This is a genomic window from Nocardia alni, from assembly GCF_019038435.1.
Taxonomy (GTDB): Bacteria; Actinomycetota; Actinomycetes; order Mycobacteriales; family Mycobacteriaceae; genus Nocardia; species Nocardia alni.
On the sequence record NZ_JAGPOX010000193.1, the window covers coordinates 1 to 15,550 of the forward strand.

General features: G+C 68.0%; 9 protein-coding genes and 1 pseudogene. 3 read left to right on the forward strand and 7 right to left on the reverse strand.

Features of this window, described 5'->3' with window-relative positions; genetic code table 11:
• Both JZ791_RS40125 and lepA read right to left on the reverse strand, forming a co-directional pair.
• A pseudogene (locus JZ791_RS40125) lies at nt 1-2,638 on the reverse strand (hypothetical protein); the annotation flags it as partial.
• Between the two features lie 249 nt (nt 2,639-2,887).
• Complete coding sequence (lepA, locus tag JZ791_RS40130) at nt 2,888-4,747, reverse strand: translation elongation factor 4 (protein WP_438804617.1); 1,860 nt, start codon at nt 4,745-4,747, stop codon at nt 2,888-2,890.
• Nucleotides 4,748-4,947: 200 nt separating this feature from the next.
• Here lepA and JZ791_RS40135 point away from each other — a divergent pair, with 200 nt between their 5' ends.
• A complete protein-coding gene (locus JZ791_RS40135) occupies nt 4,948-5,703 on the forward strand; it encodes an alpha/beta hydrolase (RefSeq protein ID WP_216902560.1) in 756 nt (251 codons plus the stop codon).
• A 32-nt stretch (nt 5,704-5,735) separates the two neighbouring features.
• Here the strand turns inward: JZ791_RS40135 and JZ791_RS40140 are convergent, their stop codons facing one another.
• Nucleotides 5,736-6,158 carry a PPOX class F420-dependent oxidoreductase gene (locus JZ791_RS40140; protein ID WP_216902562.1) on the reverse strand — a complete coding sequence of 141 codons (423 nt, stop codon included), beginning with the start codon at nt 6,156-6,158 and terminating at the stop codon, nt 5,736-5,738.
• A gap of 309 nt (nt 6,159-6,467) precedes the next feature.
• The gene (locus JZ791_RS40145) at nt 6,468-7,313 is read right to left on the reverse strand and encodes an alpha/beta fold hydrolase (RefSeq protein ID WP_216902564.1); all 846 of its coding nucleotides are present in this window, start codon (nt 7,311-7,313) and stop codon (nt 6,468-6,470) included.
• Between the two features lie 53 nt (nt 7,314-7,366).
• On the opposite strand from JZ791_RS40145, the gene JZ791_RS40150 reads away from it, so the two are divergent.
• A complete protein-coding gene (locus tag JZ791_RS40150) occupies nt 7,367-7,987 on the forward strand; it encodes a TetR/AcrR family transcriptional regulator (RefSeq protein WP_216902566.1) in 621 nt (206 codons plus the stop codon).
• A gap of 7 nt (nt 7,988-7,994) precedes the next feature.
• On the opposite strand, the gene JZ791_RS40155 is transcribed toward JZ791_RS40150, so the two are convergent.
• On the reverse strand, nt 7,995-9,782 hold the full coding sequence (locus tag JZ791_RS40155; RefSeq protein ID WP_254207193.1) for an FAD-dependent oxidoreductase: 1,788 nt from the start codon (nt 9,780-9,782) through the stop codon (nt 7,995-7,997).
• Nucleotides 9,779-11,743, reverse strand: a complete 1,965-nt coding sequence (locus tag JZ791_RS46730; protein WP_308163411.1) for a maleylacetate reductase and hydroxyquinol 1,2-dioxygenase domain-containing protein — start codon at nt 11,741-11,743, stop codon at nt 9,779-9,781. Before JZ791_RS46730 ends, JZ791_RS40155 begins: the two co-directional genes overlap by 4 nt.
• 113 nt (nt 11,744-11,856) lie before the next feature.
• Between JZ791_RS46730 and JZ791_RS40165 the strand changes: the two genes are divergently transcribed.
• Nucleotides 11,857-12,795 (forward strand): AraC family transcriptional regulator, encoded by a 939-nt coding sequence (locus JZ791_RS40165; protein WP_216902570.1) that lies wholly within the window; start codon nt 11,857-11,859, stop codon nt 12,793-12,795.
• Between the two features lie 68 nt (nt 12,796-12,863).
• On the opposite strand, the gene JZ791_RS40170 is transcribed toward JZ791_RS40165, so the two are convergent.
• Entirely contained in the window at nt 12,864-15,371 is a 2,508-nt protein-coding gene (locus JZ791_RS40170) for an AAA family ATPase (RefSeq protein WP_216902572.1), read from the reverse strand.
• Nucleotides 15,372-15,550: the final 179 nt, after the last annotated feature.

Genomic DNA, 15,550 nt, shown 5'->3' on the forward strand with positions numbered 1-15,550 from the left:
GGGTGGGGCTGGGACCATTGTAGGTGGGCCCGTCGTGGGTCGGCACGTCGCGACCGGGGGACGAATCGTTCGGCCGGGTCCACTGATGCGAATCCCGTGACGGCCCGGAATCGCGGGTCGGCGGCGTATCGGTCGAACCGGACCTGTCGGTGGGGCCGGACCGGTCGGTGGGGCCGGACCGGTCGGTGGGGCCGGACCGGTCGCCCGAATTGTCGATCGAACTGGGGTGCGCCGAGGAGGTCGAATCGGAATCACCCGGATGCGCGGAGGTCGTGGGGTACGTGCGTGAGGAGTCCCCGCCAGAATTCGGGTTGGCCGAATCACTCGAACTCGGATGCGCCGAAGAGGCATCGCCGCCCCCATGCGAATGCGACGAATCACTCGAACTCGGATGCGCGACAGAGGTATTCGCGCCGCTGCTCGGGTACGTCGAGGACGAATCACTCGGATGCGCGGCCGTCGTCGAATCGACGCCACCGGTACCCGGATGCGCGTGCGTGGTCGAGCCGTTCTCGTCGGCGCCCGGATGCCTGATCGGGGTCGAGTCCACTGCGGTGGGGCCGTCGGGCATGGTCGCCGGGGGGTGATGCGGATCGGCGGTCGTCGGGCCGTGCGGCCGGCCGTTCCGGTCCGGGGAGTGCGACGGCGTCGCGGCATCGACGCTCGGGGCGACACTGACCTGCGGAATCTGCGACGGCACAACCGTTCCGGTATCCGGTGTGTGGTGCAGGTGAGTCGGCAGGCTGAAATCGGAACTCGGCCCGTAGAACCCGAGGAACGCGGCCGGACCGACGGCCGCGGCCGGTGCGACTGCCCCCGAATGGTCCGGCAGCGCGCCGCTGATCGAATGCGTCGCGGCCGCGAGGTGCGTCGAGGTCTGCAGCGGGGTCGTGACGACCGGCTGCATCGCCTCGGCCGCCGGGGCCACGGCGACCGGCAGCGCGGCGACGGGAGCGGGTTGCATCGTCACCGTCGTCTGCATCGGAGCGGCGGCCGAAACTGCCTGTGCGGCAGCGGGAACCGACGCTACCGCGGGCGACATCCCCGGCAGGACGGCGCTCGGCATGCCGGGAGCGGCACCGGGCGGCGCGGACGATACCGGCGCGTCCTCGGAAGCATCCGATCCGCTCGCGTCGGGCGCGGATTCGGCTTCCGAGTGCGCATTTCCCACAAGGTGCGGTACACCGTGCGCGAACTGCGGTGCGTCTCCGGGAAAATGTGCGATGCCCGGCGCGAACTGCGGTGCGTTCCAGCCGAACTGCGGCATACCGGGATCGGCCTGTTGCGTGCCGTCGACGAATTGCGGCGCACCGAGCCCGATGCTGTAGCTGTCGAGCTGCTGGCCGATATCACCGTGGCCGAACGTCCCCTGAGCGCCAGACCCCAGCCATGTCGCGTCCGGCCCGATATGCGCATCCATCTGCGACATCACCTGTGCATGGACCCCGAACCCGCCGATCCCGTCGAATCCGGAACCGCCCGAGGCCGGACCACCGGCCTCGAATCCCGACATTCCGTGCGGATGCCAGCCGGACCATGCCGCAGTCGAATCCACCTGCGGCGCAGAGAAATCCGGATAATACTGACCGAATTCCGTTCCGTAGCCGTAAAAACCGGATTGATCGCCCAGATCGATCGGACCGTAGCCGCCCTGCCCGGCATCTGCCGGATATGAATCCGACGGGCCGGCATCGGATGTTCCCCCGGCCTGGCCGTCCAGCAGGGCGGCCACCGACTGCACGAAACCGGACAGCTCACTGCCGAGCGGACTGCCGACGAGCGCGGGATCCACACCGTCGAGGGCATTGATCGCCGATTGCGCGATGCCGGACAGTTCGCCGCCGGGCGTCGTGGGGTCCGCTATCGGTTGCGCCGGACCGGTCGAGTCCGCCATCGTGCGCACATCGGATCCGTCACCCGGTGCGATGTTCTCCGCGATCGGCGCCGCGGCCGGATGCAGTCCGGGCAGGCTGAAATTGCCGCCGGAGTTCAGGCCGGGTATATGGATCTGGGGCAGGCTCGGGAGGCCCGGCACACCGTGTCCGAGACCGGGCACGCCGTTCCCCAGACCCGGCAGGCCGTTGCCGAGATTCGGGAGCGGGTTCCCGAGATTCGGCAGCCCGGGAATGTCATTGCCCGGCGCCGCACCCGGACCGGGCAGAACGCCGACGCCCGTATGACCGCCGGAATCCGGGGCGCCGGTTCCCGGGCCGGTGTTCGGCACCTCGTTCATCCCGGGAACCTGGCTCAGGTCGGGTATAGAACCGTCCGCGTCCGGACCCGCGTGGATCTCGACATGAACCCAGAAGTCCGGCAGCTGCCCGGGATTCGGCGCCTGATGACCGAGATCGGGCCCAACCGAATTGGGCGCCGGGTCCGGATAGGTGATCACCGGGCTCGGCGCGTTGGGCTGCGGATCCTGGACGGTTTGCACCGCCCAGCCCGCGATCTGGCTGTCGTCCGGTGAACTGCCGGTCGTTGGCCCCTGCCCGCCCTCGGAGGCGATCAGCGCACCACCCGTCACATAGGCCCCAGCCCGCGCGATCCGCGCGACACCGGTCGCGGCCTTGTAGGCGATATCCCCGGCGTGCTTGCCCGTATCCTCCGCGTCAGCGTCCAGGGGCAGGTCACGCGACATACACACTCCGCTCTCAGGTGTTCGGTATCCGAACCGAACGGGTCCAGCCGTCTTTCCGTAGAACTCGTACCACCATATTTGCGAGGGTCCGGCCTGTCACATCATCGTTGACCCGGCCCCAACCGCAACACGGTTCGATATAACAGCGTGCCAGCGCACCGTTCGGTTCGAAAGCCCCGAGATCGACGGGCCTGGACAAACGCCGACAGACTCAGCCAACCTTCAGGTACGGGTTACCTTCCCGTGGTCCTACTTTCCCTTGGGCTTGTCCGAGGCCGCGTCGCTGGACAGCGCCGCGACGAAGGCCTCCTGCGGAACCTCGACCCGGCCGATCGTCTTCATCCGCTTCTTACCTTCCTTCTGCTTCTCCAGCAGTTTGCGCTTACGGCTGATGTCACCGCCGTAGCACTTCGCGAGCACATCCTTGCGAATCGCGCGGATGTTCTCGCGGGCGATGACCTTGGAGCCGATGGCGGCCTGGATCGGCACCTCGAACTGCTGGCGCGGGATCAGCTCACGCAGCTTGGTGGTCATCTTGTGGCCGTACGCCTGGGCGGCGTCGCGGTGCACGATCGCGGAGAACGCGTCCACAGCCTCACCCTGCAGCAGGATGTCGACCTTCACCAGGTCGGCCTCCTGCTCACCGGACTCCTCGTAGTCCAGGCTCGCGTAGCCGCGAGTGCGGGATTTGAGCGAGTCGAAGAAGTCGAAGATGATCTCGGCCATCGGCAGCGTGTACCGCATCTCCACACGGGTTTCGGACAGGTAGTCCATGCCGCCGAGTTCGCCGCGCCGGGACTGGCACAGCTCCATGATCGAGCCGATGAACTCGCTCGGAGAGATCACTGTGCACTTGACCACCGGCTCGTACACGTCCTTCAGCTTGCCCTCGGGCCAGTACGAGGGATTGGTGACGACGTGCTCGGTGCCGTCCTCGAGGATCACCCGGTAGACGACGTTGGGCGCGGTGGAGATCAGCTCGAGGTCGAACTCGCGCTGCAGGCGTTCGCGGGTGATCTCCATGTGCAACAGGCCCAGGAAGCCGCAGCGAAAGCCGAAGCCCAGCGCCACCGACGTCTCCGGGGTGTAGGTGAGGGCGGCGTCGTTGAGCTGGAGTTTCTCCAGGGCGTCGCGGAGGTCCGGATAGTCCGAGCCGTCGACCGGGTACAGGCCCGAGTACACCATCGGGCGCGGTTCGCGATAGCCGGTGAGCGGGCTGGTCGCGCCGTCGCGGGCGGTGGTGACGGTGTCGCCGACCTTGGATTGGCGCACATCCTTCACGCCGGTGATGAGGTAGCCCACCTCACCGACGCCCAGGCCCTGGGTGGGTTTGGGTTCCGGGGACACGATGCCGATCTCCAGCAGTTCGTGCGTGGCGCCGGTGGACATCATCTTGATCTTGGTGCGCGGGGTCAGCTTACCGTCGACCACACGCACGTAGGTGACCACGCCGCGGTAGGTGTCGTAGACCGAGTCGAAGATCATCGCGCGGGCCGGGGCGTCGCCCTCGCCCTGCGGCGCCGGGACCTGCTGGACGGCCGCGTTCAGCAGTTCGGGCACGCCGACGCCGGTCTTGCCGGATACGCGCAGCACGTCCTCGGGCTCGCAGCCCACGATGTGGGCGAGTTCGGCGGCGTAGCGGTCCGGGTCCGCGGCGGGCAGGTCGATCTTGTTCAGCACCGGGATGACCGTCAGGTCCTTGTCCAGCGCCAGGTACAGGTTGGCCAGCGTCTGCGCCTCGATCCCCTGCGCGGCGTCGACCAGCAGGATCGCGCCCTCACACGCCTCCAGCGCGCGCGAGACCTCGTAGGTGAAGTCGACGTGCCCAGGCGTGTCGATCAAATGCAGCACATAGTCCGTGCCGTCCACGGTCCAGGGCAAACGCACGTTCTGAGCCTTGATGGTGATACCGCGCTCGCGCTCGATATCCATCCGGTCCAGATACTGCGCACGCATCGCCCGTTCCTCGACCACGCCGGTGAGCTGCAGCATCCGATCGGCAAGGGTCGACTTGCCGTGATCGATGTGCGCGATGATGCAGAAGTTCCGGATCCGCGACGGATCGGTGAACGTCGTGTCGGCGAAACTAGGCACGGGGCTCCTGGTCACGTGGGGAAATCAGCGTCGTCCATGATCCCATGGAGCTACGCTGCCTTTGTTTCCAGGTCGATTCCGGTCCCGTCGGGAGTGATCGTCCGGCCTGCGGAACTCGCCACTGCGCCGCTCATCGCGGGTCGGCTGACGGCCACCGACGCGGTCCGCCCGCCGCCGAATATTCTCGATGAGCACGACCACAGGTGGTGATCCGCATGAGCGAGAACAACTCGATCCTCGGCCGTCCCGCGCCGGACCCAGACCATACGGCCCGCTACGGGACCGATCCGGAGCACGTCGCCGACATATGGCTGCCGGATCCCGCGGCCGAGCCCCGGCCGCTGATCGTGCTGCTGCACGGCGGCTATTGGCGTCCCGCGTACGACCGCGCACACACCCGGATCATGTCCGCGGCGCTGCGGGAGGCGGGCTGGCCGGTGGTCGCCGCGGAATATCGCCGCGTGCCGGGCGAGCCGAATCTCACGACCGCCGACATCCGCACCGCACTGGATGTGCTGCCCGGGCAGGTCGCCCGACTGCTGGATACGACGGATCCGCCGATCGTGCTGCTCGGCCATTCGGCGGGCGGTCAGCTGGCGCTGTGGGCGAGCGTGCGATGCCCGCCGCCGCGGTTGCGCGCCACCATCGCCCTCGCCCCGGTCGCCGATCTGAGGACAGCCGAGACCGCCGGACTCGGTGATCATGCCGTGGCGGCCTTTCTCGGCGGCCGTGCGGATGCCCGGCCCGACCTGGATCCCGTTCGGCTCGGGACACCCGCCGTTCCGGTCACCGTCGTGCACGGTGAGCAGGACCGGACCGTCCCCGTGGCGATCGGCCGGATCTATGCTGCGGCGCATCCGCGGACACGCCTGGTGGTCGTCCCGGAAGCCGGCCACTTCGATGTGATCGACCCGCTGACCCCGGCCTGGTCGTGGGTGCTCGCGGAACTGGACCGCGCGGGTATGCGGTAGCCGGCTCGGCTCATACCGGCGCGGTAGCCGGGTCAGCCGACCTGGTCGTTGTCCTTCATCGCACCCCAGCCGTGCCAGCGCTCGACCCCGATCAGGCAGCTGACCCGGGGGCGCTCACGGTTGGGGTACAGCCTGCCCAGGTAGAGCTGGGCCAGTGCATCGATATCCGCCATTTCGGTGTCCTCGCGCCATTCGACGACTTTGCCGATCAGGCTGATGTGGGTGTACCAGTCGCTCGAGGACAGCACCGTCAGCGACACCCTCGGATCACGACGCAGGTGGCGGACGCGTACCCGGGCGGCGTCCATGTTGATCAGAACTCGGCCGTCGTCCTGCCACAGGTACCAGGTCGCGGTCGAGACGGGAGCGCCGTCCGAGCGCAGGGTCGTGATCACGCACGGATTGGGCTCGCGGAGCAGGGCTACGGCCTCGGACGGCAGCGGGGGCTTGGACATACGGCGCTCCTGACGGTCGTTCAACCAGGAAAAACTCCGGACGCCCCGAACATACCGACCACCCGCGCCCCTCTCCGTCTCGGGCCCTGACGGCAACTTCCGTGCCACACGTGAAATCGCGAGTCAGACCTCGGCGGCGCATGTCATGTCCACTACGGGGACGCGAGATCCCCGGTGCACCAAGGAGTTTCCGTGGCTATGTCCCGACCACCGCACTGTGGCTGCGGCGCCCAGCGACCTTATCCTCAGTTTCGCCAAAACTGACGGTAAGGGCGTCTCTGTACTCGGATGGGAACGACTCCCGTCCGGTCAACGCCTCGCCCGGGTGCCGGTGAGGAAGGCTGTCATCGCGGTGGCGACGGCGGCGGGCTGGTCGAGCATGGACAGGACGTAGGCGTCGTCGATCTCTACCAGGCGGGCGTGCGGGATCAATTCGGCCAGGCGGCGGCCGTGGTCGCGGGGCATGACCTTGCCCGCTGAGGACCAGAGGATGAGAGCTTCGCCCGAGAAGTTTTGCAGTGCTTCGGTATTGGCGATTAGTTCGCGGGCGGGGAATTCGGATCTGGTGTAGGCGAGAAGGTCTCGGCGAATGTTCTTGTCGCGTAGGCCCGGTTCGGTCCAGCCGCGGACCAGGTCGTCGGGTAGCGGGTTGCGGGCCATCCAGCCGAACATCAACGGTGATCGGCGCAGCCACCCGATGCGTAATTCCCTGAGCGCCAGCGTCACTCCGCCGGGCAGGTAGGAGGCGAGGACGGACGTCTTTCCGGGGAGTCCGGGCGGGAAGTTGTCGAAGGCCTCGCACGGCAGGACGATCAAACGACCGATGCGCTCGTCCAGGCCGTACGCGGTGAGGAACAGGCCGCCGCCCCAGTCGCTGTGCACCAGGGTCACATCGCGCAGATCGAGGGCGGCCAGGAAATCCGCGAGGAGTCGATTCAGCCCGCGCAGGCTCAGATCCGTGTTAGGACGCAGCGGTTCGGGATGCGCGCCCAGCGGTAGATCCGGCAGTACGTAGCGGAAGCCGTCGGGAAGCCGGTCGATGACGGCGTCCCACTGTGTGTGATTCATCAGCAGGCCGTGCAACAGCACGACCGGGGGACCCTCGCCGCGCTGCGCGTAGTGGATACGACCTGCCGGTATATCGACGGTGGGCATCATGGACCTCCATTAGAGCGAACGCTCTAGAGCTTTTGCTCTAGCATGGGGGAATGGCCGAGAAGATGTCAAGCGGCACCCGCGACCGGCTGGTCACCGCAGTCGGCGAGCTCATGCGCGGGCACGGCTACAGCGCCGTCACCGTCAAACAGATCACCATCGCCGCACAGGCCCCCATGGGCTCGCTCTACCACCACTTTCCCGGCGGCAAGCCGCAGATCGCCGCCGAGGCGCTGCGCACCTCCGGCGCGGCCTACATCCAGCTCCTGCCACTGCTCATGGACCCGTACGACGATCTGCGCGAGGCCATACCCGCCGCATTCGCCGCGGCGGCCCAAACCATCGAGCAGACCGGCTGGATCAACATGTGCCCGGTCGGCACCGTGGCGGGCGAGATCGCCGACAGCGAACCCGCCCTGCGCGAGATCGCGGCCGAGGTCATCACATCCTGGATCGACAGGGGCACCATGTATTTCGTTGACCGCGGGCTCGGCGAACCCGAGGCGCGGGACCTCATCCTGGCCGTGCTGTCCGCTCTGGAGGGCGCCTTCATCCTCAGCCGCACCCTCCGGTCCCCCGAACCCCTGCTCGCCGCCGGTCGAGCGATGGCCGACCGCACCGAAACGATCCTCGCGAGCAGCCGGGAGCTGGTGCGCGAGCCGGGACTCGAATGACTTCGCCTCAGCGCCGCAGGATGGAGACCAGCGCGGACGTCAGTTCGGCCGTTGCGGCGGCCGGGGTGCCCGGGCACGACGCACAACGCCAGGCGATATAGGCGTCGGGACGAACCAGCAGGCAGCCGTCTTCGGGAATCTCACGCAGGCGAGCCCATTCGCCGTAGGCGTCCCGCGCCCCTGCGGCGCCGATTCGGACCAGGGCGAGGTCGATGCCGAGATCGCGGCCCACCGCCTCGACGGCGGTCGTCCATACCTCTCCGCTCAGGCCGGTGATCACGGCGAAGCGCCCCTTGCCGACGAGGTCGAGAGTCGAGACGCGCTGTCCGGCGCCGTCGACCAACCAGGCGTGGGGCAGCTTCGCGCCGGGACGGGTCGAGTGCTGGACGTACAGTTCGCGGTCGCGCGGCCAGGTCTCGGCCGGGCCGTCGTCGTCCAGGACGGCCGTCGAGCGGTAGCGCTGGTCGAGTTCCACGCCGTGCGCGTTGAATTCGTAGTTCTTCAGCTCGATGGCCTCCTCCAGGGCACGGCGGCGTTTCGCACCGTCGGGGGTCTCGGCGCGGCAGGCGCCCAGGCCCGCGAGGATGCCCTCGTCGTCGGTACCACCGGTGATGCCGAGGGCCTCGAAGATCGGGCCGAACTGGTCGCGGGACAGGTTGGCGCGGTCGACGATCTGCTTGCCCACCGGGGCGCGCTCGGCGGTGTAGGTGTCCAGCAACTCGGGGCCGGCCGCGCCGCGGATCACTGCCGCCAGCTTCCAGGCCAGGTTGTAGGAATCCTGAATGGAGGTGTTGGAGCCCAGGCCGTTCGACGGTGGATGACGGTGCACGGCGTCCCCGGCGCAGAATACGCGGCCGCGCGAATACTCGGTGGCGTAGCTGTGGTTGACCGTCCACAGCGAGGTCGAGGTGATCCGCACCGGCAGATCGGGCACGCCGACCAGATCACGCACGATCGCGGCCGCAGCCGCGTCGTCCACTTCCGGTGCGGGACGGTCGATGTCGTACCCCCAGGTGAGCAGCCATTCGTGCCAGGGCCGCACGGCCCGCACCAGGCCCATGCCGATGCCGCCGGTCTCGGCGCCGGGTCGCATCACCCAGTAGAGAATGCTGGGACGGTGCGCGACCAGTGCCGAAAGATCCGCGCGGAAAACGATATTCATGCTCCCCGCCTTGCCGGATCGTCCGGCGATGGGCAGCCCGATCTGTTCGGCGACCAGGCTGCGGGCGCCGTCCGCGCCGATGAGATATCGAGCGCGCACGGTGAATTCGTCACCGCGCACGCGATCACGCAGGACAGCGGTGACACCGTCCGAATCCTGTTCCAGCGACAGGTATTCGGTGTCGAAGCGCACCTTCGCGCCGCGAGCGGCCGCGTTGGACACCAGGATCGGTTCCATATAGGTCTGCGGCAGATCGATCATGCCGCACGGGCTGGCCGCGGTGTACTCCGAGAGCGAGTACGGGCCGGTGCCCCAGGTGCGGATGCGGCCGATCTCCTCACCCGCGATGCTCGTGCAGAACACGGTGTCCCCCATCAGATTCTGCGGGGTTCCCTGCGCCAGCGCTTGCTGCTCCACATCCAGATCGCGCAGCACCTCGAGCGTGCGCTGGTTGGTGATGTGGGCGCGCGGAGTGTTGGACACCCAGCCGTACTTGCTCACCAGCAGGGTGCGGATCCCATAGGTGGCCAGCAGCAGTGCGGCCGAGCCACCGGCGGGACCGCTGCCGACCACCAGGACGTCGGTGTCATAGGTGGACATGTCAAGCCTCGGTTCTTGCTCGGTGATGCTCATAGCTCGGTGATATGAAAGGTGAAATCGAGTCTCCGCCAGCCGTTTTCCAGAGTCTTCCCCTCGGGCGGAACACCCTCGGCCACAGGGAACTCGACGACGAGCTCACTCTTCACACCGAAGACCGTGTCCCCGCGTCCGGCGGCGGTATCCTCGCTGGACAGATACGGTCCGCCCGCCACGAACAGCTGCGTGATCAGTTGCCGGAAGCCCGGTTCGGCGATCAGGAAGTGCAGATGCGGTGCGCGCCAGGGATGCCGGCCGGTGGCCTCGATCATCTCCCCTACCGGGCCGTCCACCGGAATCGGGTAGGCAGAGGGCAGGATCGTCCAGAACCGCAGCCGCCCTTGTCCGTCCGTCCGGAAGCGCGCCCGCAGCACCGGACCGTCCAGGTCGGGCAGCTGGAGATCGTAGAAGCCGTCCTGATTGGCCTGCCAGACGTCGACCATCGCGTCCGCGACCGGATCCCCGCCGACATCGGTCACCCGCACGTCCACCCACAGCGGAGTGCCCGGCAGACCGCCGGAGATATCCGAACCTTGTTCTCGCTCCGGCGGTCCCGGCACATAGAAGGGACCGAGTACCGCGGAGGCCGTGGTGTCCGGAGTACGGGAGTTGGTGAGCACGTCGACGGCGCTGGAGATGCCCAGCGTATCGGACAGCAGCACGAACTCCTGGCGCTTGTCATCGCACTTCTGGCCGGTACGGGTGAGGAAGTCGATCGCGTACTGCCACTCCTGCTGCGTCACGTCGTTCGCGCTCACGTAGTGGTGGGCGTGCCGGACCAGGTCCGACAGCAAGTGGCGCAGACGGGGATTCGGTGTTTCGGAGAAGCTGGCCACGACCTGATCGGTCAGCCAGGTCAGGTCCGGAGCGGCCGGGCTCGCCCCATCCCGGACCGTGCCGGACGGTCGCGTGCCGGACCAGGCGGCGCGCAGCAGCTGTTCGATCCCCTCGGCGGTGACCGCACGCGGGTTGGGGTACGGCATCGCGGTCGCCTGTTCGACGACGCGCGGAATGTCGTTGTCGGACATGCCCAACTGCCGCAACGAGGTCGGTCCGCCGGAGCGCACGATCAGGTCGTACACGGCAGCGGCCGCCGAGTCGCCGTCCAGCGCCGCGGCGATCCGCTCCATCGTCTCGGGCACCGCGGATGCGTTGTACGCCATGGCATGCGGCAGGACAACGGTGTGAGTCTGCGCATGCGGCAACCCGAGCGTTCCGCCGAGCACATGGCACAGCTTGTGATGCAGGCCCATGCCCACCGCGCCCAGACAGGTCCCGGCCAGCCAGGCCGCCCGCAGCAGATCCGTGCGCACCGCCACGTCGCGCGGGTCGGCGGCCAGTCGCGGCAGGGCCCGCCCGATGCGGGCGACAGCATCCAGGGCCAGCTGGTCGACGATCGGATTCGCGTCCGGCGCGTACAGCGCCTCCACCGCATGTGCCAGCGCGTTGACCGCGCTGCACACGCTGATCTCCACCGGCAGATCCAGCGTGAGGTCCACGTCGTAGACGACCGTTTCGGGCAGGATCTCCGGCGCCGATCGGGTGACCTTGCGGCCGTCGGCGGTCTCGCCCAGCACCGGGGTCACCTCCGACCCGGCGTAGGTCGTCGGCAGGATGATCTGCGGCAGATCGGTGCGCACCGCGAGCGCCTTGGCCAGCCCGGTGACCGAACCGCCGCCGACCGCGACCAGGCAGTCGGCGCGATGCTCGTGCAGCACCCGCAGCGCCTGCTCGGTCACTTCCACCGGCGTATGCATCGCGGCCCCGTCGAACTGGGCGACCAGCAGCGACCCCAGCACACCCGGCACCGCCGCGGCGTCGCCGGTCAGCGGGCGACTCGACAGCAGCAGGACGCGCCCGGCGCCAAGGCGTCGTACCTCGTCGGCAACCGCGGCGCGGGTGCCGACGCCGAAGACGACGCGGGCCGGATTGGCCGTATAGGTGAAGTTCTCCGTCACGCCCCGAGTGTCCGCCATCACACCGCCGAAGTCCTGCACAATCCGCGCGTCACCCTGTACGTTTCGCGCGTCCAGCGGGCCCGATTTCCGCAATGACCTGGATATTTTCCGTAATGGCGGTAGCGTCGGAAGATACCGTGCCGCAGCGCTTCGGCCGCGGCGACAGCGGAGGTGAGTCCACGGCCATGGAGATCGGCCCGGCCGACACGATCGGCATCCTGCGTCAGCCGTGGATCGCGCCCGCCCGGACCAGCGCCGGGCTCGGCTGGGACGGCGTCTATCTGTCCACTCAGACCGAGCGGCCCTACCGGGCCGATTTCTCCGCTGCCACAACACATCTGGTGATACTTCATCTGGACGGCCCGGTGCGGGTGCGGCGCGGGGCGGGGAAGCTGACCCGCGCGCGGACGGTGCCGCCGGGCGGGTTGTTCCTGCATCCGGCCGGAGCCGATCTGACCGTCGAACTCGGTGGCGACCTGCACACGGTGCACGCCTACCTGGACGATCGCGTGGTGCGCGAGGCCGCCGCCGACGCCGGTGGGCCGGTGCGGCTGGCGCAAGAGTTCGGCAGCTGCGATCCGCTGGTCGAACAGCTGATCCTGGCCCTGGATCGCCTGGTCCGCGGCTGGGAGCCGAGCGCGCGCACCTACGCCGATCATCTCCAGTCCACCCTGGCAGCGCACCTGGTCCGCGCGCATCGCCAAGGCTCCGAGCCGGTGGTCACGGCTCGCCTGTCGCAACGGCAGCTGGACCGAGTCCGGGCGCTGATGGCCGAACGGCTCGCCGAATCCATCCCGCTGGCCGATCTGGCCGCGACGACCGCGCTCAGCGTGAGCCAGTTCTCCCGGCGCTTCCGCGCCACCACCGGTGAACCCCCGCACCGCTACCTGATCCGCATGCGCCTGGACCAGGCCCGCCGCATGCTGCGGACCACCACCATGCCGATCGCCGAGATCGCGACCGGCTGCGGTTTCAGCCACCAGGAACATCTCACCCGCGTTATGCACGCCAGGTTGGGCACCACACCCGCGGCACTGCGCCGTCAGAGCTAGTCATCCACCGCGCCGGTCTGTCGTCTCGGCAGACGACCGTGTCCAGGCTCCGGCCGACAGAACCGCGGCTACATTCGGTGACTGCCGGTCTGCGGTGAGTCGTCCTCGAGGTCGACCGCCCGCAGGATCTGCAGTTCGTCGTCGGCGATGATGTCGAGGTCGCCGTCCAAACCACCCAGGCGGAAGGCCTGACGGCCGATCGCGTGTTCGAGCAGTTGGCGCACCGTGCGGCCGTTGGCGAAAGCGCTGTCGCGTTCGATATTCCCGATGCGCCCGGCGAGGGCGGCCTCGAGATCCTCGGCCAGGCGGTACCCCTGGGAGGTGGCCATGGCGGTGAAGATCCGCGCGAGCTCGTCGTTCGAGTAGTCCTGGAACAGGATCGTCGAGCCGAAACGAGAGCGCAGGCCGGGGTTGGCATCCAGGAAACGGTCCATCTGGTCCGGATACCCGGCGGCGATGACGAGCAGTTCGTCGCGGCGGTTCTCCATCTGCACGAGGAGCTCCGCGATGGCCTCGCTGCCGAAGTCCCCACCCTTCCCCTCGGCCACCAGAGAGTAAGCCTCATCGATGAAAAGCACTCCGCCGATGGAACTTTCGACGACCTTGCGAGTCTTCGGGGCGGTCTGGCCGATGTACTGAGCGATCAGGTCCGGCGCGCCGCATTCGACCAGGTGCCCGGAGTTGACGACGCCCAGCTCACGGTAGATCTGGGCGATCAGCCGCGCGACCGTGGTCTTCGCGGTACCGGGGTTGCCGAGGAAGACCAGATGCCTGCTGCGCGCCCCGACCGGGAGCCCGGCCGCCTTGCGGCGCGCGTCCATGCGCACCTCAGTGGTGAGCGTGCGGACCTGCTGCTTCACCGACTCCAAGCCGATCATCCCGTCCAGCTCGGCAAGCAGTTCGGGCAGGCTTCGCCGCGGACCGCCGCTACCGGGGCCCATCCCGCCGGTGCCCGGCGCGGGCAGATCTGCCGGCGTCAATTCCTGGAGGTCGCCCTCAGTCGTGGTCAGCCGGCTGGACTGGTTGGCGATGGTCTGCTCGAAAAGCATTCGCGCGGAACGGCCGTTGGCGAAGCCCGGGCCGCGGCCGATGCGGGCCATCCGGTCCGGGAGGGCGGCGATCAGCTCGTCGGTGAGCCGGTACTGCTGTCCTTGGGCCATCGAGACGAAGATCCGCGCGAGCTCGTCGTTCGAGTAGTCCGGAAATTCGACGCGATTGCCGAAGCGGGAACGCAGGCCGGGGTTGGCGTCGAGGAAGTCCTCCATCTCCTTGGTGTAACCCGCGACGATGACCACGAGGTCTTCGCGACGATTCTCCAGCTGAACCAGCAGTTCCTCGACGGCCTCGATCCCGAAATCGCTGGAGTCGCCCTCCTTGACCAGGGTGTATGCCTCGTCGATGAACAGCACGCCGCCGATCGCCTTTTCCACCGCCGCACGGGTCTTCGGCGCGGTCTGGCCGATGAACTCACCGACCAGGTCGGTGCGCTGGGTCTCGATCAGGTGCCCCTTGCTCACCACGCCGAGCGCGGAGTAGAGCTGCGAAATCAACCGGGCCACAGTAGTTTTCGCCGTTCCCGGATTGCCGGTGAACACCAGGTGCCTGCTGCGGGGCGGGATCGACAGGCCCGCTTCGCGTCTGCGGGCGTCGATCTCGACCTCGGCGACCAGGGAGCGGATCCGCTGCTTCACCGGATCCAGTCCGATCATGCCGTCCAGCTCGGCCATCAGTTCCGGCAGATTCTTACCGGTCTGCTTCGGTTTGGGCGTCGCGTCCAGCCCGGCGAAATGCGCGACGTCGACCAGGAGGCGGGCATCCGGTCCGAAAGATCCCTCGGCGACTGCCGTTTGGCAGGCTCCGCCCAGGAACTCACTGGTGGTGTTCGCATTTCCGTGGTGCGCCCGCAGGTGCTCGATGAGCGTTGCGCGCGCCGCATCGGTGACCGCGACATCCATACCCCGGACCAATTCCTGGACCAGGGCGGCCGCAGGTCCCGGCTGAGTGAGGTCGGGAAGCGTGAAAGTCATTGCGCGCCGGATGAACTCGGGCGCTTTATCGGTGATGCTCTCGTGGAGTTCCGAGGTACCGCACACCGCGAGCACGACACATGTGTGGGCGTTGTGGGAAGCCTCGACCAGCGCGCCCAGCACCTCGTCCGCGTTGGCGGCGTCGAGCAGCACGTCGGCGTCCTCGATGAGCAGCAACGGCGGTTGCTCCTCATCCACCGCCTGGCCGACGACATCGCGCACCCCGTCCGCCAGCGTGCACTCCTGCTCGCCGGACCCCTCGATTATCGCTGCCCCGGTCGAGCGCCAGATATCTTCTTGCAGTGCGATATTCGCACCGCTCAGCGCGGAGCGAACGGCCTCGGCCAAGCGCACCTGCCCGGAATGGGGCGCACCGACGAACAGCAGCACCGGATTCGGCTGACTCTCCGCCTCACCATGCCGCGTACTGTCCGCCCACCCGATCACCCGAACCGCCCGATCCAGAAACGCGGCCACCGATTCGGTCGCCACCAACGAGTGCCCGGTGGGCAGCGATTGCAGAATCTCGGCAGGGAAATCGAACTGCACGACCCCATCAGAAGAAGCCGCTCGTGTATCCGTATCAGGAGAAGCGGCCCGAGTAACCCGATCCGGTGGAGAACCCTCTCCAGTCCCGCCCGAAGAGGAGGTGGACACAGCACCCGGAAGTGGCGGCGGCACAACCCCACCCGGTAGAGGCGGCGGCACAACCCCACCCGGTAGAGGCG